The sequence below is a fragment of the Streptomyces sp. NRRL WC-3605 genome, assembly GCF_001509795.1.
Lineage (GTDB): Bacteria > Actinomycetota > Actinomycetes > Streptomycetales > Streptomycetaceae > Streptomyces > Streptomyces viridochromogenes.
This window is the reverse complement of the sequence record NZ_LLZN01000072.1, coordinates 1-16,919: the sequence shown is the minus strand read 5'-3', so window position 1 is coordinate 16,919 and position 16,919 is coordinate 1. Positions and strand designations below refer to the sequence as shown.

19 protein-coding genes are annotated in these 16,919 nt (G+C 72.9%); 9 read left to right on the top strand and 10 right to left on the bottom strand.

The genetic code is table 11. The annotated features are described in order from the left end of the window. The first annotated feature begins 136 nt into the window (after nucleotides 1-136). Genes ADL34_RS24345 through ADL34_RS24310 form a run of 8 tightly spaced genes read left to right on the top strand, consistent with a single transcriptional unit; the run spans nucleotide 137 to nucleotide 3,751 of the window. Nucleotides 137-460: a gas vesicle protein gene (locus ADL34_RS24345; protein ID WP_062671725.1), complete on the top strand. Its 324-nt coding sequence runs from the start codon at nucleotides 137-139 to the stop codon at nucleotides 458-460. 37 nt (nucleotides 461-497) lie between these two features. Further along, on the top strand, nucleotides 498-965 hold the full coding sequence (locus tag ADL34_RS24340; protein ID WP_062671727.1) for a gas vesicle structural protein GvpA: 468 nt from the start codon (nucleotides 498-500) through the stop codon (nucleotides 963-965). Then, on the top strand, nucleotides 962-1,723 hold the full coding sequence (locus tag ADL34_RS24335) for a GvpL/GvpF family gas vesicle protein (RefSeq protein ID WP_062671729.1): 762 nt from the start codon (nucleotides 962-964) through the stop codon (nucleotides 1,721-1,723). Before ADL34_RS24340 ends, ADL34_RS24335 begins: the two co-directional genes overlap by 4 nt. Nucleotides 1,724-1,727: 4 nt before the next feature. Further along, the gene (locus ADL34_RS24330) at nucleotides 1,728-1,991 is read left to right on the top strand and encodes a gas vesicle protein GvpG (protein WP_062671731.1); all 264 of its coding nucleotides are present in this window, start codon (nucleotides 1,728-1,730) and stop codon (nucleotides 1,989-1,991) included. Continuing rightward, a complete protein-coding gene (locus ADL34_RS24325; RefSeq protein ID WP_062671733.1) occupies nucleotides 1,988-2,386 on the top strand; it encodes a gas vesicle protein in 399 nt (132 codons plus the stop codon). Before ADL34_RS24330 ends, ADL34_RS24325 begins: the two co-directional genes overlap by 4 nt. Then, nucleotides 2,383-3,213 (top strand): GvpL/GvpF family gas vesicle protein, encoded by an 831-nt coding sequence (locus tag ADL34_RS24320; RefSeq protein WP_062671735.1) that lies wholly within the window; start codon nucleotides 2,383-2,385, stop codon nucleotides 3,211-3,213. The genes ADL34_RS24325 and ADL34_RS24320 overlap by 4 nt, the downstream gene beginning before the upstream one ends. Then, nucleotides 3,210-3,461, top strand: coding sequence for a gas vesicle protein (locus ADL34_RS24315; RefSeq protein WP_199835628.1), 252 nt, complete (start codon nucleotides 3,210-3,212; stop codon nucleotides 3,459-3,461). The genes ADL34_RS24320 and ADL34_RS24315 overlap by 4 nt, the downstream gene beginning before the upstream one ends. Then, nucleotides 3,458-3,751 (top strand): gas vesicle protein K, encoded by a 294-nt coding sequence (locus ADL34_RS24310; RefSeq protein ID WP_062671737.1) that lies wholly within the window; start codon nucleotides 3,458-3,460, stop codon nucleotides 3,749-3,751. Before ADL34_RS24315 ends, ADL34_RS24310 begins: the two co-directional genes overlap by 4 nt. A gap of 101 nt (nucleotides 3,752-3,852) precedes the next feature. Here ADL34_RS24310 and ADL34_RS24305 read toward each other — a convergent pair whose 3' ends face one another. From ADL34_RS24305 to ADL34_RS24295, 3 genes are read right to left on the bottom strand one after another with little or no spacing between them, the layout of a single operon-like run. Then, a complete protein-coding gene (locus ADL34_RS24305) occupies nucleotides 3,853-4,599 on the bottom strand; it encodes a succinate dehydrogenase/fumarate reductase iron-sulfur subunit (protein ID WP_062671739.1) in 747 nt (248 codons plus the stop codon). Next, nucleotides 4,596-6,551, bottom strand: coding sequence for a fumarate reductase/succinate dehydrogenase flavoprotein subunit (locus tag ADL34_RS24300; RefSeq protein ID WP_062671741.1), 1,956 nt, complete (start codon nucleotides 6,549-6,551; stop codon nucleotides 4,596-4,598). The genes ADL34_RS24305 and ADL34_RS24300 overlap by 4 nt, the downstream gene beginning before the upstream one ends. A gap of 2 nt (nucleotides 6,552-6,553) precedes the next feature. Beyond that, nucleotides 6,554-7,261, bottom strand: a complete 708-nt coding sequence (locus ADL34_RS24295; RefSeq protein ID WP_062671743.1) for a succinate dehydrogenase — start codon at nucleotides 7,259-7,261, stop codon at nucleotides 6,554-6,556. An 83-nt stretch (nucleotides 7,262-7,344) separates the two neighbouring features. Here ADL34_RS24295 and ADL34_RS24290 point away from each other — a divergent pair, with 83 nt between their 5' ends. Beyond that, nucleotides 7,345-8,229 (top strand): LysR family transcriptional regulator, encoded by an 885-nt coding sequence (locus ADL34_RS24290; protein ID WP_062671745.1) that lies wholly within the window; start codon nucleotides 7,345-7,347, stop codon nucleotides 8,227-8,229. A 22-nt stretch (nucleotides 8,230-8,251) separates the two neighbouring features. Here the strand turns inward: ADL34_RS24290 and ADL34_RS24285 are convergent, their stop codons facing one another. The 7 genes from ADL34_RS24285 to ADL34_RS24255 all read right to left on the bottom strand — a co-directional run bounded on the left by ADL34_RS24285 (nucleotide 8,252) and on the right by ADL34_RS24255 (nucleotide 16,481). Next, nucleotides 8,252-9,031: an SDR family NAD(P)-dependent oxidoreductase gene (locus ADL34_RS24285; RefSeq protein ID WP_062671764.1), complete on the bottom strand. Its 780-nt coding sequence runs from the start codon at nucleotides 9,029-9,031 to the stop codon at nucleotides 8,252-8,254. A gap of 116 nt (nucleotides 9,032-9,147) precedes the next feature. Then, nucleotides 9,148-10,026 (bottom strand): SDR family oxidoreductase, encoded by an 879-nt coding sequence (locus ADL34_RS24280; protein WP_062671747.1) that lies wholly within the window; start codon nucleotides 10,024-10,026, stop codon nucleotides 9,148-9,150. Between the two features lie 42 nt (nucleotides 10,027-10,068). Then, on the bottom strand, nucleotides 10,069-11,076 hold the full coding sequence (locus tag ADL34_RS24275) for an alcohol dehydrogenase catalytic domain-containing protein (RefSeq protein WP_062671749.1): 1,008 nt from the start codon (nucleotides 11,074-11,076) through the stop codon (nucleotides 10,069-10,071). A 148-nt stretch (nucleotides 11,077-11,224) separates the two neighbouring features. Then, a complete protein-coding gene (locus ADL34_RS24270; RefSeq protein WP_062671751.1) occupies nucleotides 11,225-12,127 on the bottom strand; it encodes a LysR family transcriptional regulator in 903 nt (300 codons plus the stop codon). Nucleotides 12,128-12,253: 126 nt separating this feature from the next. Beyond that, the gene (locus ADL34_RS24265; protein WP_062671754.1) at nucleotides 12,254-14,428 is read right to left on the bottom strand and encodes a putative bifunctional diguanylate cyclase/phosphodiesterase; all 2,175 of its coding nucleotides are present in this window, start codon (nucleotides 14,426-14,428) and stop codon (nucleotides 12,254-12,256) included. Next, nucleotides 14,386-15,198, bottom strand: coding sequence for an SAM-dependent methyltransferase (locus ADL34_RS24260; protein ID WP_062671756.1), 813 nt, complete (start codon nucleotides 15,196-15,198; stop codon nucleotides 14,386-14,388). The genes ADL34_RS24265 and ADL34_RS24260 overlap by 43 nt, the downstream gene beginning before the upstream one ends. A 299-nt stretch (nucleotides 15,199-15,497) precedes the next feature. Next, nucleotides 15,498-16,481, bottom strand: a complete 984-nt coding sequence (locus ADL34_RS24255) for an SCO0930 family lipoprotein (RefSeq protein WP_062671758.1) — start codon at nucleotides 16,479-16,481, stop codon at nucleotides 15,498-15,500. Nucleotides 16,482-16,919 lie beyond the last annotated feature (438 nt).

The window sequence follows — 16,919 nt, the reverse complement described above, 5'->3', positions numbered from 1 at the left end:
CGATCGCGGCTGACGTGTGCGTGTCGGGCGCGGGGAGCGGGGGTGTGGGGTGGCTGAACGGCTCGCGCCGGGCGGGTGGGCCCGGACGGCCTAGCTGCGGGCGCGGGTCGGGCCCGCGTTGGCGAGAGTGGGGTCCATGACCGAATCGGGAACCGGCGAGCGCCGCAAGGGCTCCGCCTCGTCCGCCACCCGCCGGCGCACCGTGCGCGGGGCCGGAGGGGCCGCCCGCAGTGCCGCCGAGGCGCTGACGGAGCTGATCGGGCATCCCCTCGAAGGGGTGTCCGCGGTGTGCCGCGGCGAGGACGGCGGCTGGGTCGTCGACGTCGACGTGCTCGAACTGGCGCGCATCCCCGACACCACCAGTCTGCTCGCGACCTACCAGGTGGAGCTGGACCAGGGGGGCGAACTGCAGCAGTACCGGCGGATCGCACGGTACCGGCGCGGCGCCCAGGACCAATGACCGCGCGCGCGACCGCCCGACGGGAAGGACCTCCCGCATGACCGTCAACAGCGACGAGATCGTCTGCGCACCTCGCGCCGGCAACGTCTACGACGTACTGGAGCTGATCCTCGACCGCGGCATGGTGATCGACGTCTTCGTGCGCGTCTCACTGGTCGGCATCGAGATCCTCAAGATCGACGCCCGCATCGTGGTCGCCAGCGTCGACACCTATCTGCGTTTCGCCGAGGCGTGCAACCGCCTCGACCTGGAGCGCGACCCGCGTTCCAAGACCGTGCCGGAACTGTTCGGCGGGCCGGTCGCCAAGACGATCGGCAAGGCCGGCGCCAAGCGCACCGCCCGCTCCCTGACCGACAAGGTGCGCGACGTCCTCAGCCCGGACGACGAGACACCCGAGGAGGAGGCGGCGGAGGAGGCCGCCGAACCCGCCCGCCGGCCCGCCCGCAAGCGCCGCAGTGACGACGACCGCCCGCGGCCGAGGCGCCGCGCGGCCGAGGAGGAGTGACCGTGACGGCCACCGCCGCCCCCACCACCGCCGCCGGCACGCTGTACGTCTACGGCATCGCACCCGAGGGAGCCCGCCCCCCGCGCACCCCAGGGGTGGCCGGGGCGCCGGTGCGGCTGCTGACCGGGTCCGGGCTGTGCGCGGCCGTCTCGGACGCGCCGGCTTCCCTCATGGCCCGGCGCCGGGACCTGACCGCCCACCAGGCGGTGCTGACCGAGCTCGCCGCGCAGGGCCCGGTGCTGCCGATGCGGTTCGCCGCGCTCAGTTCCGGCCCGGAGGAACTGCTCGACCGGCTGCGCACGCACCGGGCGCATCTCGCGGACCAGTTGGACGCCGTGCGCGGCTGCGTCGAGATGAACGTGAAGGGCGTCGTCGTGCCCGGGCACTTCGCGGACCTCGTACGCCGGGACGGCTCTCTGCGGGCGCTCGCCCGGCGGACCCGGCAGCGTCCCGGCTACGAGGCAAACGTACGCCTCGGCGAGGCCCTGGCGAAGGGGGTCGCGCGTGAGGCCCGCGGCGCGGCACGGGAGGTGCTGGCCCGGCTGGTCCCGCTCGCGGTGCGCACCGCGCAGGGCCCGGTCGACGACGAGCGGGTGCTGAGCACGTCGTTCCTGGTTCGCTCCGCCGACGAACAGCGGTTCCGCGACGCCGTGACCGAGCGGGCCGGCGCCGTGGGCGACCGGCTGACGCTCAGCCTCACCGGGCCACTGCCCTGCTACAGCTTCGTGGACCCGCCGTCCGCTCCGGCCGGGCGGTGACCCGATGGGACTCCTGACCGAGATCCTGCTGCTGCCCGTGGCTCCGGTGCGCGGCACGCTGTGGGTCGCCGAGCAGCTGCGCCGGGAGGCCGAGCGCCAGGCGTGCGACCCGCGCTGGGTGCAGGCCCGGCTGGCGGCGCTGAACCGGGACCTGGACGAGGGCCTCATCGACGAGGCGGCCTTCGAGGCGGAGGAGGAACGGCTGCTCGCGCGCCTCGGCGATCCCGTCCGCCACGGCGGGCTCCCGCCGCACGGAGGCGCCCGGTGACCGACCTCTCCACGTGGCCGTCCGGCCTGGATCCGCAGCCGGCCGGGCCCGCCGGCGGAAGCCTGGCGGATCTGCTGGAGCGTGTGCTGGACAAGGGCATCGTCATCGCCGGCGACATCAAGATCGACCTGCTCGACATCGAGCTGCTGACCATCCGGCTGCGCCTGTTCATCGCCTCGGTGGAGACCGCGAAGAAGGCGGGCATCGACTGGTGGGAGACGGACCCGGCGCTGTCCTCACGCGTCGCGCGGGACGCGCTCACCGAGGAGAACGCCCGGCTGCGCGCCCGCCTGGAGGCCCTGGGGGGCCCCGGCACCGACCCCGATACCGACTCCGACCGCGATACCGACTCCGACCCCGATACCGACACCGACTCCGCGGAGGTGGCCCGATGAGCACGCTCCCGGCCGGCCGGGCGACGGCGGCGGAACCCCGCACCCTCCTCTGCGTCTTCGCCGTGACGGACTCCCCGGTGCCCCCGGACGTGCTCGCGCGGACGCCGGGCCACGACGGCGGCGGCCCCCTGCGCACCCTGGCCGCGGGTGAGTTCCACCTGGTCGTGCAGGACGTGCCGGCGACGGAGTACGGCGAGGAGGCGCTGGCTGAACGGCTGAACCGGCCGGACGCGCTGGAGCGCTGCGCCCGCGCCCACCACCGGGGCGTGGAGGCGGCGGGCGCGGGCCCCGTCGTCCCGCTCCCGATGGCGACGCTGTACCTCGACGACGGCAACGCGGTGCGGGCCGTGACCGCCCGGGAGGCGTCCCTGCGGGCGCTGCTGGAGCGGCTGCGCGACCGTACGGAGTGGGCGGTGAAGGTGCACGGCCCGACGGCCGGGGGTGCCGCCGACGGGGAGGGCGCGGCCGACGGGCGGTCGTACCTGCGCCGGGCCAGCGCCCGCCGGCGCACCGAACGGGAGACGCGCGAGCAGTCCCTGGCCCGGGCCCACGCCGTCGACCGGGAGCTGCGGGCTCACGCCGTCGCCGCGACCCGGCACCGGCCGCAGAGCGAGCGGCTGACCGGCACGAGCGTCCCGCAACTGCTCAACGCCGCCTATCTGGTCGACGACGCGCGGCGCGAGGAGTTCGTGCGGGCCGTCGGAAGACTGGCCCGCGAGGCCGGGGCCACCGGCCTGGAGGTCATCGTGTCGGGGCCCTGGATCCCGTACTCCTTCGCCCGGCTGGACACGACCGCGGGCACCGGCACGGTGGAGGTGGTCGCATGACGGCGCCGGTGGTGGCGACGGGCGACGCGCGGACCCCGGTGCCGTGGGACGGCCCGGACCCGTACGCGCCCGTCGGGGTGCCCCTGGTCGACCTGCTGGACCGGGTGCTGGCGACCGGGGTCGTGGTCAGCGGCGACCTGGTGCTGGCCATCGCCGACGTGCCGTTGGTGCGGATCTCGCTGCACGCCCTGCTGGCGTCGGTGAGCGAGCGGGTGCCCGCGCCCTGGCCGGACAGCGGGCCGCTGTGACCGCGCCCCGCGCCCATGCCGTGGACCTCGATCCGGAGCGGGTCACGAACGATCTGGCGGCGCTGGTCCTGACCGTGGTGGAGCTGCTGCGGCAGCTGATGGAACGGCAGGCGGTGCGCCGCTTCGACGAGGGCACGCTCAGCGCCGAGCAGGAGGACAGGCTCGGCACCGCGTTGATGCTGCTGGACGAACGCATGGACGAGCTGTGCGCGCAGCACGGGCTGCGGCGCGCCGACCTGAACCTGGACCTCGGCCCGCTGGGCCCGCTCCTCGCCGATCCCGGCCGGTGACCCCGGGAACACCAGACGGGACCGGGAGGAGCACCTCTCCCGGTCCCGCCCGTCCGCACCTGCCGGCGAACGTCTCGTGACGGGGCCGTGCCCCGGGGGTGTTACCGCTTGGCCTTCCGGGTGGCCCGCAGCCACTCCTTGTTCATGCTGGTGATGGACATCAGCGGGATGCCCTTGGGGCAGGCGGTGGCGCACTCGCCGGTGAGGGTGCAGCCACCGAAGCCCTCCTCGTCCATCTGGGCCACCATGTCGAGCACGCGGGTCTCGCGCTCGGGGGCGCCCTGCGGCAGCACGTTCAGGTGGTTGACCTTGGCGGAGGTGAACAGCATCGCCGCGCCGTTGGGGCAGGCCGCCACGCACGCCCCGCAGCCGATGCACTCGGCGTGCTCGAAGGCGAGGTCGGCGTCGGGCTTGGGCACGGGGGTGGCGTGCGCCTCGGGGGCCGCGCCGGTCGGCGCGGTGATGTAGCCGCCGGCCTGGATGATCCGGTCGAACGCCGAACGGTCGACGACGAGGTCCTTGATCACCGGGAAGGCCGAGGCCCGCCACGGCTCGATGTCGATCGTGTCGCCGTCCTCGAAGGACCGCATGTGCAGCTGGCAGGTCGTGGTCCGCTCGGGCCCGTGGGCGTCGCCGTTGATGACGAGCGAACAGGCGCCGCAGATGCCCTCGCGGCAGTCGTGGTCGAAGGCGACGGGGTCCTCGCCCTTGAGGATGAGCTCCTCGTTGAGGGTGTCGAGCATCTCCAGGAAGGACATGTCGGTGGAGATGCCGTCCACCTCGTACGTGGACATGGCGCCTTCGGCTTCGGCGTTCTTCTGCCGCCAGACGCGCAGGGTGAGCTTCATGCGTAGCTCCGCTGGGTGGGGTGGACGTACTCGAAGACCAGGTCTTCCTTGTGCAGGGTCGGAGCCTCGCCGGTGCCGGTGAACTCCCACGCGGCCGCGTAGGCGAACTCGTCGTCCTTGCGGGCGGCTTCGCCGTCCGGGGTCTGGGACTCCTCGCGGAAGTGGCCGCCGCAGGACTCGGTGCGGTGCAGCGCGTCGAGGCACATGAGCTCGGCGAGCTCCAGGTAGTCGACGACGCGGTTGGCCTTCTCCAGCGACTGGTTGAACTCCTCGCCGGTGCCGGGGACCTTGATGCGGCGCCAGAACTCGTCGCGGATCTGGGGGATGCGCTCCAAGGCCTTGCGCAGTCCGGCGTCGGTGCGGGCCATGCCGCAGAACTCCCACATCAGTTCGCCGAGTTCGCGGTGGAAGGAGTCCGGGGTGCGGTCGCCGTCCACCGCGAGCAGCAGGTTCAGCCGGTCCTCGGTCTCGGCCAGCACCTCCTGGACGGCGGGGTGGTCGTCGGTGACGGGCTCGTGGTGGGGGTTGCGGGCGAGGTAGTCGTTGATGGTGGCGGGCAGGACGAAGTAGCCGTCGGCGAGGCCCTGCATCAGGGCGGAGGCGCCGAGGCGGTTGGCCCCGTGGTCGGAGAAGTTGGCCTCGCCGATCGCGAACAGGCCGGGAATCGTGGTCTGGAGGTCGTAGTCGACCCACAGGCCGCCCATCGTGTAGTGCACGGCGGGGTAGATCCGCATGGGCACCTGGTACGGGTCCTCGTCGGTGATCCGCTGGTACATGTCGAAGAGGTTGCCGTACTTGGCCTCGACGGCCTCGCGGCCCATGCGCCGGATCGCGTCGGCGAAGTCGAGGTAGACGCCCTGGCCGCCGGGGCCCACTCCCCTGCCCTCGTCGCAGACGTTCTTCGCGGCGCGGGAGGCGATGTCCCGCGGGACCAGGTTGCCGAAGGACGGGTAGATGCGCTCCAGGTAGTAGTCGCGCTCGTCCTCGGGGATCTGGTGCGGCGGGCGGGTGTCGCCCTTGGCCTTGGGCACCCAGATGCGTCCGTCGTTGCGCAGCGACTCGCTCATCAGGGTCAGCTTGGACTGGTGGTCGCCGGTGCGCGGGATGCAGGTGGGGTGGATCTGGGTGAAGCAGGGGTTGGCGAAGTACGCGCCGCGCCGGTGCGCCCGCCAGACGGCGGTCGCGTTGGAGTTCATGGCGTTCGTCGACAGGTAGAAGACGTTGCCGTAGCCGCCGGAGGCGAGGACGACGGCGTCCGCGAAGTAGGTGGAGATCCTCCCGGTGATCAGATCCCGGGCGACGATCCCGCGTGCCCGTCCGTCGACGACGATCAGGTCGAGCATCTCGGTACGGGGGTGCATCTCGACGTTGCCCGCGGCGATCTGCCGGCTCAGCGCCTGGTAGGCGCCCAGCAGGAGCTGCTGGCCCGTCTGGCCGCGGGCGTAGAAGGTGCGGGAGACCTGGACGCCGCCGAAGGAGCGGGTGTCGAGCAGGCCGCCGTACTCGCGGGCGAACGGCACACCCTGCGCGACGCACTGGTCGATGATCTCGACGGAGATCTGCGCGAGGCGGTGCACGTTGGACTCGCGGGCGCGGAAGTCGCCGCCCTTGACGGTGTCGTAGAAGAGGCGGTGGATCGAGTCGCCGTCGTTGCGGTAGTTCTTCGCGGCGTTGATGCCGCCCTGCGCGGCGATGGAGTGGGCGCGGCGCGGGGAGTCCTGGTAGCAGAACTGGACGACGTGGTAGCCCTGTTCGGCGAGCGTCGCCCCGGCGGAGCCGCCCGCGAGGCCGGTGCCGACGACGATGACGGTGTGCTTGCGCCGGTTGGCGGGGTTGACCAGCTTGGCCTCGAAGCGGCGGGTGTCCCAGCGCTCGGCGACGGGGCCGGAGGGGGCCTTGGCGTCGGCGACGGGCTCGCCGGTCGTGTAGGCCGTGTAGTCGGGGTAGGTCATGTTCAGCTCACCACTCCGGTCATGACGCCCACGGGTACGGCGATGAAGCCGGCCGTGAGCAGCAGCGCGAGGACGTTGGCCGTGGCCTTCAGGGCGCGGTCGCGGGTGCGGCTGCCGGCGCCGAGGGTCTGGGCGGCGCTCCAGAAGCCGTGCCGGATGTGCAGGCCGACGGCGAGCATCGCCACGATGTAGATGACGTTGCCGTACCAGGTGGAGAAGGTGTCCACGACGTTCTGGTACGGGCGTCCCTCCTGGAATCCGCCCGCGTGCACGGTGCCGGTCGTCAGGTCCAGGAGGTGCCAGACGATGAAGAGGCCGAGGATGACGCCGCCCCAGCGCATGGTACGCGTGGCGTAGGAGGCGCGCGGCTTCTTGTGGACGTACTTGCTGGGGCGGGCCTTGATGTCGCGGCGGCTGAGCTGGTACGCCGAGACCGCGTGGGCGACGACGGCGACGACCAGGACCACGCGGATGATCCAGAGCGTCCACTCGTAGTGCATGAACGGTTCGCCGACGGTGCGCAGCCAGTGCGCGTAGTGGTTGAAGTCGCCGGCGCCGAAGAAGATCTTCAGGTTGCCGATCATGTGGACGACCAGGTACAGCAGCATGATCAGTCCGCTGACCGCCATCACGGTCTTCTTGCCGACGGTCGAGTCCCACACCGTGCGCGCGAAGGACGGCCGTCGGTCCGTCCGCGTTGCCAGAGCCATGAGAAGGACGCTAGGGCCGAACGGCCCGATCGGTCCAAGACATGGTGCGCCTCGTTTCGATAGCTGCACCCTATGATGGACGTATGCAGTTCCAGCAGCTCCAGTACTTCGTGGCGGTCGCCGAGACCCGGCACTTCACCCGCGCCGCCGATCTGGTGCACGTGGCGCAGCCCTCGCTGTCGCAACAGATCAAGGCCCTGGAGCGGGAGCTGGGCGCGGACCTGTTCCTGCGGGCCCGGGGCAACATCACGCTGACGGACGCCGGGGAGGCCCTGCTGCCGCTGGCCCGGCGCATCCTGGCCGACGCCGACACGGCCCGGCACGAGGTGCAGGAACTGGTGCAGCTGCGCCGGGGCCGGGTCCGGCTCGGCGCCACCCCGAGCCTGTGCACGGGTCTGCTCCCGGACGTGCTGCGCGCCTTCCACGACCGCTACCCGGGCATCCAGCTGCTCATCGAGGAGGGCGGTTCGCACGACCTGGTGCGTGAGCTGGCACGCGGCGCCCTCGACCTCGCCCTCGTCGTCCTGCCCCTGCCGACGCCGTCCCCCGCGCTGACGACGGTGGAACTGCTGCGCGAGGACCTGGTCGTCGTCTCCTCACCGGAGGCCCCGCGGCCGGGCGGCGGGCGGCGCGCGGTGCGCATCGCCGACCTGGAGGGCGAGCGCCTCGTGATGTTCCGGCACGGCTACGACCTGCGGGAGCTGACGGTGGCGGCCTGCCGCGCCGAGGGCTTCGAACCGGACTTCGCGGTCGAGGGCGGCGAGATGGACGCGGTGCTGGGCTTCGTCAGGGCGGGGCTCGGCCTGGCCGTCGTCCCGCGCATGGTGGCGGCGCGGTCGGGCGGAGGGCTGCGGGTCACCCCGCTGGCCCGGCCCGGGCTGCACCGGACGATCGCGCTGGCCCACCGCAGCGACGTGGCACCGCCGCGGGCCGCGCGGGAGCTGCAGCGGATGCTGCTGGAGCGGTGAGCGCCCCGGGCCCGTCCGGCGCTCACCAGGTGGGGATGAAGCCTCCGTCGATGATCAGATCGCTGCCGGTGATGTTGCGGGCGTGGTCGCCGGCGAGGAAGAGCACGAGGTCGGCGATCTCGGCGGGCCGGGAGAAGCGGCCGGTGACGGTGGCCTTGGACGCCTGGGCGACCACCTCCTCCGCGGTGATGCCAGCGGACGAGGAGACCGTCCGCGCCACTCCCCCGCCGCCCAGCCACAGCTCCGTCTCGACCGGGCCCGGGCTGACGGTGTTGACCCGGATGCCCCTCGGGCCGACCTCCTTCGACAGCGCCTTGGAGAACGCCACCAGGGCGGCCTTGCCCGCGCTGTAGTCGATGACCAGCGGGTCCGGGAGGGTGGCGTTGACGGAGCCGACCGTGATCACCGAGCCGTCGCCGGCGTCCAGCATCACGGGCAGCGCGGCCCGGGTGACCCGTACGGCGGCGAGCAGGTTGAGGTCGATCGTGCGCCGCCAGTCCTCGTCGGTGACCGACAGGAAGCCGCCGGTGCGGGCGGGCGCCGTGCCGACGTTGTTGACCAGGACGTCGATGCGCCCGCCCGCCGCGGCGACGAGTTCCTCGGCCGCCCGGGGCTCGGCGAGGTCGACCGGCACCCAGGTCACCGAGCCTTCCTCCACGAGGCTCTCCAGCCGTTCGGAGGCGGTGCGCGAGCCGGCCACGACCCGGGCGCCGGCCTGGGCGAGCGCCTCCACGACCGCCAGTCCGATGCCCTTGCTCGCTCCGGTGACGACGGCGGTCCTGCCCTGCAGTTCCGTGTTCATGCTGTTCCACACTCCGATCGGACCCGGGGCCCCCACGGTCATGCTGCCGCCTCCGGGGCCGGCCCGCCGCCCGGACCGCGGTCACGCACCCGCCCGACGTGCCGCCGTACGCCGCGTCAGCCGCGGACGGTCAGGAGGTCCGGCATGCCGATACGCCGGTAGAACTCGGCGCGGACGGCGTCGGCGACGTCGCTGACCCGCTCGGAGCCGTCGTCGGCCGGGTCGATCGTCGTCCGGAACGGCCGTTCGCCCTTCGGGGCGCCGACGACACGGACGATGGCGCGGGCGACCTCCCGGACGTCGGCGTCGGCCGGGGCCAGGGCCGCGAGCGCCTTGCCCACGTCGTCCATGAGCCCGCCGTACAGGGCGTCGTACGCCTCGGCGGTGGCCGTGTCCTCGGGGTGCATCGCGTGGGCGAAGTGGTTGGTGCCGGAGGTGAACGAGCCGGGGACGACGAGGGCCGTGTCGATGCCGAAGCGGCTCAGTTCGACCGCGTAGCTCTTGGCCAGGTGGTCCATGGCGGCCTTGGCGCCGAAGTAGGGGCCGAGATACGGCGGGGTGCCGCCGTAGGTGCTGGTCGAGCCGACCCACACCAGGAGGCCGTCCCTCCGTTCCCGCATCTGCGGGAGCACGGCCCGGTTGAGGCGCTGGGTGGACACGACGTTCGTGTCGTAGATCTCGGCGATCTGCTCCGGGGTGAAGGACTCCGTCGGGCCGAGCACCATGTGCCCGGCGTTGTGGACGACGACGTCGATCCGGCCGGCCTCGGCGACGGCCGCGTCCACGGAGTCCTGGCTGGACACGTCGAGTTCGAGGGGGCGCAGGTCGACGCCGTGCCGTTCGGCGTAGGCGCGGGCGTCGGCGACGGCCGGGGCGTTGCGGCCGGTGGTCTGGCGGATGCCGGCGTGGACGGTGTGCCCGGCGTCGGCGAGGGCGCGGGCGGTCAGGGCGCCGAAGCCACTGGAGGCACCCGTGACGAGGACGGTGGAGGGCATGGCGGTCTCCTTGCGGGGCGGGGTGGGACGAGAGGTGGCCGGTCAGCCGAAGGTGATCACGCTGCGGCCGTGGGCCGAGCCGTCGGCCATCGCGTCGAGGACGCCCGGCGCCTGGTCGAGGGTGATCGGCGTGACCTCGGGGAGGATGTCGTGGGCCGCCGAGAAGGCGAGGGTGTCGCGCAGGTCGTGCGGGGAGCCGGACGGCGAGGCGACCACGTGCAGCCGGTTGAGGATCATGGGCTGGGTGGGCAGGGTCAGCGGCTCGGGACCGTAGCCGAGCAGCAGCAGGGTGCCGTCGGGCGCGATACCGCCGAGGGTGGCGGCGGCCGCCTCGGTGGAGGGGGCGGCGTTCAGGACGACGTCGGCGCCGCCCCACGCCTTCAGCGCCTCGGCCGGGTCGGACTCGCCGGTGGCGACGAACAGGTCGGCGCCCAGCGCCTTCGCCTGGTCCTCGCCGCGCCGGGAGCGGCCGATCACGGCCACCCGCGCGCCCATCGCGACGGCGTAGCGCACGGCGAGGGCACCCACGCCGCCCAGCCCGACGACCGCGACACGGGAGCCCGCCGTCGCGCCTGCCTGCCGCAGCCCGTTGAAGGCGGTCAGGCCCGCGCACATCAGCGGGGCCGCGGCGACCGGGTCGAGGCCGTCCGGCAGCGGGGTCGCGAACCCGGCCTTGAGCAGCACGTACTCGGCATAACCGCCGTCGGTCACCACCCCGGTGATCCGCTTGCGCGGGCACAGGATCTGGTCGCCGCGCACGCAGTAGTCGCAGTGGCCGCAGGAGTCGTACAGGAACTGGCCGCCGACGGCCGTGCCGACCTCGGGGAAGGTGACGCCCTCCCCGACGGCGGTGACGACGCCGGTGATCTCGTGCCCGGGGATCACGGGGAACCGGGCGAAGGGGTAGTGGCCGCGCAGCAGGCTCAGGTCGGAGAAACAGACACCGCAGGCGGTGACCTTGACGAGGACCTCGCCGGCGGCGGGGTGCGGGACGTCGTGGTCGTCGAGGGTGAGCGGGAGGTTGGCGCCGGTGGCTACGGCAGCACGCATCGCGGGCTCCAAGGAAGGTCGGGGGGAAGGACGCCGGTGGTTCGTCCTGGCCCTTCCGAGTCTTGGAGCTCGTCACCGGCCCGTCCAATGCCGGTCCCGGCGCCATTGATGCCCAGCCGGCATCGCCGCAGGTCCAGGCGCCGCAGCTCTACGCGCCGGCCCGGCCCGCGACGGCGGCGCGGGCCGTCTCGACGAAGCCGGTCACGACCGGCGAGGGACGCCGGGCGGGCCAGGCCAGGGAGACCTGCCCGGGCGGTACGCCGGTGACGGGCACGTAGGCGATGTCGGACCGGGGGAACGCGGCCGCCGCGGCCCCCGGTACGAAGGCGATCCCGCGCCCGCCCCGGACGTAGCCCAGCAGTTCCTCCATGTCGTGGAAGGCCGGACCGTGGTCGGGGCGGGTGCCGTCGGGCCGGGGGTCGGCGTTCCACACGGCGGACCACGCCTCGCTCGCCTCGGCGTACTCCAGGACGGGCTCGCCGGCGAGGTCCGCGACGGCGACCTCGCCGTCCCGCGCCCGTGGGTGGCCGGCGGGCAGGACGGCGCTCAGGCGCTCGGTGTAGAGCGGCAGGAGGTCCACGCCGTCGGTCTCCAGCGGTGGCCGGACGAACCCCACGTCGACGCTCCCGTCCAGCAGGGCCCGCGCCTGGCTCCACCAGCGCAGACGCACCAGTTCGACGGAGACGTGGGGGAAGCGCGCGGAGAACGCGTTGAGCGCCGGCCCGACGTCCGTGCCGAGCATGAACCCGACGACCAGCGCGTCGTTGCCGGCGCCGATACGGCGGGCCCGTTCCTGCGCGGACTCGGACGCGGCGAGGAGGGCCTTGGCGTCGCGCAGGAACTGCTCGCCGGCCGGGGTCAGGGCGACCTCGCGGGTGCTGCGCGTGAACAGCTCGACGCGCAACTCGTGTTCCAGCTGGCGTACCTGGCGGGACAGGGCGGGCTGGGTGACGTGCAGGGCGACGGCCGCCTGGCCGAAGTGCCGGCGCTCGGCGACCGCCACGAAGTAGCGCACCTTGCGCAGGTCCAGATCGATCGGCCTGTCACGCATGACCGGACCCCGCCTTCCCGGCGGCTGCCCGGACGCGGCGCCGCCGTCTCGCTCGTCACGCTATCCGACCACGCGGGGCCGGGCCGCCGGGCACCCTGCCGTCCTGCCCGGCGCACCCGGCGCGGCTCACCCCGTCGCGTCGACCAGTGCCAGTTCGTGCAGCCGGTCCGGCGGGCCGGGGCGGGCGTAGTACCAGCCCTGCGCGGTGTCGCAGCCCAGTATCCGCAGCTGCTCGGCCTGGGCGCCGGTCTCGACGCCCTCCACGGTCACCGCGAGGTCCAGGCTGTGCGCCAGGGAGACGATCCCCTCGACGATCTTGAGGTCGACGGGGTCGGCGGGGAACCGCTGCATGCTCTGGGTGAACGACCGGTCCAGCTTGAGGACGCTCACCGGCAGCCGGCGCAGGTTGGCGAGGTTGGAGTAGCCGGTGCCGAAGTCGTCCAGGGCGATGTCGACGCCCATCTCGGCCAGCCGGCGCAGCGGCTTGAGCAGGGCGTCGTCGGCGCCGATGAGCGCCGACTCGGTGACCTCCAGGCAGAGCGCGTCGGGTTGCACGCCCGCGCGTTCCAGGATGTCGACGGTGTCCTGGACCAGACCGGGGTGGGTGAGCTGGCAGGGCGACAGGTTGACGTTGATACGGAGCGGGCCGCCGTCGTGGTACCGCTCCCGCCAGGCGCGCGCCTGGCGCACCGACTGCTCCAGCACCCACCGGCCGAGCGGCACGATGAGGCCCGTGTGCTCGGCGAGCGGGATGAACCGGTCCGGGCCGAGGATGCCGTGCTGCGGGTGCAGCCAGCGCACCAGGGCCTCCGCGCCGCGCACGCTGCCGTCGCCGAGGTGGACCAGCGGCTGGTACTCGATGAAGAACTCGCCCCGGTCCAGGGCGGTCGGCAGTGCCGTGGTCAGCCCGTGCCGGGTGATGGCGCGGGCGTCGGCCTCCGGGTCGGCCAGCTCGAAGCGGTTGCCGCCCGCCGACTTGGCCCGGTACATGGTGATGTCGGCGCTGCGCAGCACCTCCGCCGCGCTGCGCTCCCCGGCCGGCCCCTCCACGACGCCGATGCTGCCGCGCACGGTCAGCTCCCGGCCGTCGACGCTGATCGGCGCGAGCAGCGCGTTCATGATCCGGGAGGCGAGCTCGTCGACCTGGCGCTCGGTGTCGGGGCCGGTGGTCAGGGCGACGAACTCGTCGCCGCCGAGCCGCGCGACCATCTCGCCGGGCCGGGTGGCACAGGACTGGAGCCGGTCGGCGACCTCGACGAGCAGCCTGTCGCCGGCCGCGTGGCCGAGGCTGTCGTTGACGGTCTTGAAGCCGTCCAGGTCGAGGTAGCACAGGCCGAAGCGCTGCCCCTCGCCGGCGGCCAGGGCCTTCTCCAGACGCTCGAAGAAGAAGGTGCGGTTGGGCAGCCCGGTCAGGGCGTCGTGGGTGGCCTCGTAGCGCAGCCGCAGATTGAGCAGGCGGCGCTCGGTGGTGTCCTCCATCAGGGCCAGCTGGTACTGCGGGGTTCCGTCGGCGTCCCGCAGCAGCGACACCGTGAGGTTGGTCCACAGGACGGTCCCGTCGGGACGGTAGAACGCCTTCTCCAGGTGGTAGTGCTCGCGCTCGCCGCGGACCAGCTCCTCGTAGAGCTTCCAGGTCTGCGGGGCGTCCTCGGGATGGGTCCAGTCCAGGACGTTGCGGGTCTGCATGGTCTGCCCGGAGATGCCGAACATCCGCAGCAGGGCGCCGTTCACCTGGAGGATGTTGCCGTCCAGGTCGGCGATGCCGATCCCTATGGCCGCGCCCTCGAAGACCGCGCGGAACCGCGCCTCGGTGGCGTGCAGGGCCTGGGCGACCACACCCTGGGCCTTGAGCGCGGCCGCTGAGATCGCCTCCTGCTCGGCGAGGGTGCGCGCGCGCAGCGCCTGGGCGTACCCGGCGGCCATGGCGTGCTGGAGCCGGGCCGAGCGGGCCCGCAGGTCCTCCTGGTCGCCGTCGCCGCCGCAGTAGAGCACGAGGTAGGCCTCGACGCAGTCCAGCGAGCGGCTGAGCGCCTCCGGGTCGGTGCAGTGGACGCCGACCAGAGCCGCGCCGACCGCCTTGCCCTCGTCGGCGTCGAAGGCCCGCGCCTTGAGGGCGTCGCTCAACCGCCGGGCGAGCGGCAGCAGTTGTGCCTCGAACTCCGGCCGGGTCGACGACGTCGCGGTCACCGGGAAGACGGCCCGGCTCCAGATCGTCGCGAACCGGCGCAGTCTGTCCTCCGGCTCGTCGAGCCCCCCGCTCACGCCGTACGCCCCACGCCGGCGAACCCGGAGAAGGCCCATCGGTCGTCGTCCTCCGGTGCGGTGTCCGGACGCCAGAGCGGCATCGGCACCAGTCCGGGTTCCACCATGTCGTACCCCTCGAAGAACCGCGCGATCCCGTCGCGCGAACGCATGATCAGCGGGTTGCGGATGCCCTCGTACACGTCGACCGTGCCCTTGGCCCTCTCCTCGGACAGCGGGATGCCCTCGTACGAGGCGTGCGTGAGCACCAGCATGCTGCCGGGCGGGAGCGCGTCGCGCAGTTCGGCCACCGCTCCGTACGGGTCGTCCTCGTCCTCCACGAAGTGCAGTATGGCAACGAGGAGCAGGGCGACCGGCCGGTTCAGGTCGATGAGGCGCTCGACCTCGGAACTGGCCAGGATCTCCTGGGGCTTGCGCAGGTCCGCGGCGACGACGCCCGTGCCCTCGTCACCGGCGAGGACGGCCTCGCTGTGGGCGACGGCGACCGGGTCGTGGTCGACGTACACCACGCGCGCTCCGGGGTCGGCCGCGCGGGCCACCTCGTGGACGTTGCCGAACGTCGGGATGCCGGAGCCGATGTCGAGGAACTGGGTGACGCCCTCGCCGACGGCGAAGCGCACCGCACGCCGCATGAACGCCCGGTTGGCCTGCATGATCTTGGGCAGACCCGGCATGAACTCCATGGCCTTGCGGGCCGCTTCCCGGTCGACCTCGAAGTTGTACGAACCGCCCAGGTAGTAGTCGTAGATGCGCGAGACGCTGGGGACCGAGATGTCGATGTTCCGTGGGGCCCAGGCGGGACGCTCCATCTGACTCTCCAACGCGTAGGCGATCCGGTGTTCGAGCTGAGGCTACTGATCGCCCGCCAATGGAGCGAGCGGAAACGGAAATTGACCATCCGTTCCCGGTCACTGCCGCTGGCACGTGCCGCGTCGGCACGCCCCGCACTTCCCGTGAAAACCACCGAAGCATTCCACAGAGCCGTGAAGCAGGGGAATCCGGTCGAACCGGCCCGGCCCGTGACGGCACAGGGGTCCGCCCCCTGAGCGGTGGGTTCAGGGGGCGGACCGGGCCGTGCGCGTGGATCAACCCTGGGGAGGTCTGATCCTCACTTCTCCGACGCGCCGACCGGCTTGCCGTCGGGACGGATGGCGTACCAGGTGCCGCCGACGCCCTGACCGTTGGTGTCGCCGGGCTTCTTGTCCCCGGCGAAGGTGTAGATCGGCACGCAGTCGATCGTCTGCTGCCTGATCCCGTCGGGCCGGTCGAAGACCACGTAGCCCTGACCGCGGGGGCCGGACCCCTTCAGGTCGATGCCCTTGGTGTCCTTGGCGTCCACGGGCTTGATGACCGGCCACTTCTTCAGGCACTCACCGGTGCAGGCCGTCTTCATCGGCCAGGGCGAGTCCTTCATGAAGCGGTAGACCGTGTGCCCGTTGCCGTCGATGACGATCTCGCCGAGCTTGGGGTCCTTGCGGGTGGACAGGCCGGGCAGGTCGCTGGTCTGCGCGCCGGTGCCGTCCTGCGCCTTCTTGCCGTCGGGGGCGAGCGCGTACCAGGTGCCGCCGACGCCCTGGCCGTTGACGTCACCGGCGTTGATGTCCTTGGCGAAGCGGTACGCCGGCCAGCCGCCGACGGTGAGCTGCTTGGTGCCGTCGGACCGGGTGACCGAGCCGAGCAGGGCCTTGTCGATGCCGGCGCCGGCCTCGGCGTCGTCGGCGGGGACCGGCGGCCACTTCTTGGCGCACTCGCCGTCGCAGTTGGACTTGGCCGGCTCGGCGGTGTCCTTGTCGAAGCGGTAGAGCGTCAGACCGCCGCTGTCGGTCAGCACCTTGCCGAGCTCCGCGTTGGTGGATACGGACAGCTCACCGGCGGCGGAGGTCTGCGCGCCGATGCCCTCCTGGCCCGGCGCGCCGGCGTCGGCACCGCCGAGACCGGTGCCCGCGGAGCCGTAGCCGCCGCCCGTGGCGGCCGTGGCTCCCACGTTCTGGCTGCTCGCCGGCGGGGTCGTCTCCTGCCCGCATGCCGTCGTCAGCGCCAGCAGCGCCACGGCGCTCACCGCGAGCGAGGCGCTCCGCCACGAGGTCTTCATCGTCAACTCCCCAGAATCACAAGGGTGTCGCAGCGCCCTGCTGCGCCGCCGCACGACGAGGAGTACGCAGGGGAACCCCGTGCGTGTTCAACGGGCGGCCGAAATTCTTCCGGGAACTTGTGAGACCCCTCCCGTCCCACCCGTCCACCTGGTCACGCCCGTGCCGCCGCCCGTCCCCCGTTCGGGGCAATCCACCGGTTCCTCGGCGTGTGGCGATCGGTATGGAATCAAGATCTTCGTCGTGCACGGACCCGAACCCACACAATCCCCCCCCGCCTCGCGGCTGTTGGCCGTGGCGGTCATGACCTGGCTGCTGGTGACGGCACCGGCCGGGGCGGCGGTGGCCGACGCCTGCGCGTACGCCGACACGGGACCCGGCGGGGTCCAGGCCGTGGCGGTCGCCGGGAGCCTCACCTGGCCCACCCCGCCGCAGTGCCT

Coding starts and splice junctions, on each gene's coding strand:
- ADL34_RS24265 (WP_062671754.1), bottom strand. CDS start 14,428: ATGGGCCTTCTCCGGGTTCGCCGGCGTGGGGCGTACGGCGTGAGCGGG.
- ADL34_RS24305 (WP_062671739.1), bottom strand. CDS start 4,599: ATGAAGCTCACCCTGCGCGTCTGGCGGCAGAAGAACGCCGAAGCCGAA.
- ADL34_RS24270 (WP_062671751.1), bottom strand. CDS start 12,127: ATGCGTGACAGGCCGATCGATCTGGACCTGCGCAAGGTGCGCTACTTC.
- ADL34_RS24285 (WP_062671764.1), bottom strand. CDS start 9,031: ATGAACACGGAACTGCAGGGCAGGACCGCCGTCGTCACCGGAGCGAGC.
- ADL34_RS24345 (WP_062671725.1), top strand. CDS start 137: ATGACCGAATCGGGAACCGGCGAGCGCCGCAAGGGCTCCGCCTCGTCC.
- ADL34_RS24340 (WP_062671727.1), top strand. CDS start 498: ATGACCGTCAACAGCGACGAGATCGTCTGCGCACCTCGCGCCGGCAAC.
- ADL34_RS24295 (WP_062671743.1), bottom strand. CDS start 7,261: ATGGCTCTGGCAACGCGGACGGACCGACGGCCGTCCTTCGCGCGCACG.
- ADL34_RS24260 (WP_062671756.1), bottom strand. CDS start 15,198: ATGGAGCGTCCCGCCTGGGCCCCACGGAACATCGACATCTCGGTCCCC.
- ADL34_RS24320 (WP_062671735.1), top strand. CDS start 2,383: ATGAGCACGCTCCCGGCCGGCCGGGCGACGGCGGCGGAACCCCGCACC.
- ADL34_RS24290 (WP_062671745.1), top strand. CDS start 7,345: ATGCAGTTCCAGCAGCTCCAGTACTTCGTGGCGGTCGCCGAGACCCGG.
- ADL34_RS24280 (WP_062671747.1), bottom strand. CDS start 10,026: ATGCCCTCCACCGTCCTCGTCACGGGTGCCTCCAGTGGCTTCGGCGCC.
- ADL34_RS24255 (WP_062671758.1), bottom strand. CDS start 16,481: ATGAAGACCTCGTGGCGGAGCGCCTCGCTCGCGGTGAGCGCCGTGGCG.
- ADL34_RS24330 (WP_062671731.1), top strand. CDS start 1,728: ATGGGACTCCTGACCGAGATCCTGCTGCTGCCCGTGGCTCCGGTGCGC.
- ADL34_RS24275 (WP_062671749.1), bottom strand. CDS start 11,076: ATGCGTGCTGCCGTAGCCACCGGCGCCAACCTCCCGCTCACCCTCGAC.
- ADL34_RS24300 (WP_062671741.1), bottom strand. CDS start 6,551: ATGACCTACCCCGACTACACGGCCTACACGACCGGCGAGCCCGTCGCC.
- ADL34_RS24315 (WP_199835628.1), top strand. CDS start 3,210: ATGACGGCGCCGGTGGTGGCGACGGGCGACGCGCGGACCCCGGTGCCG.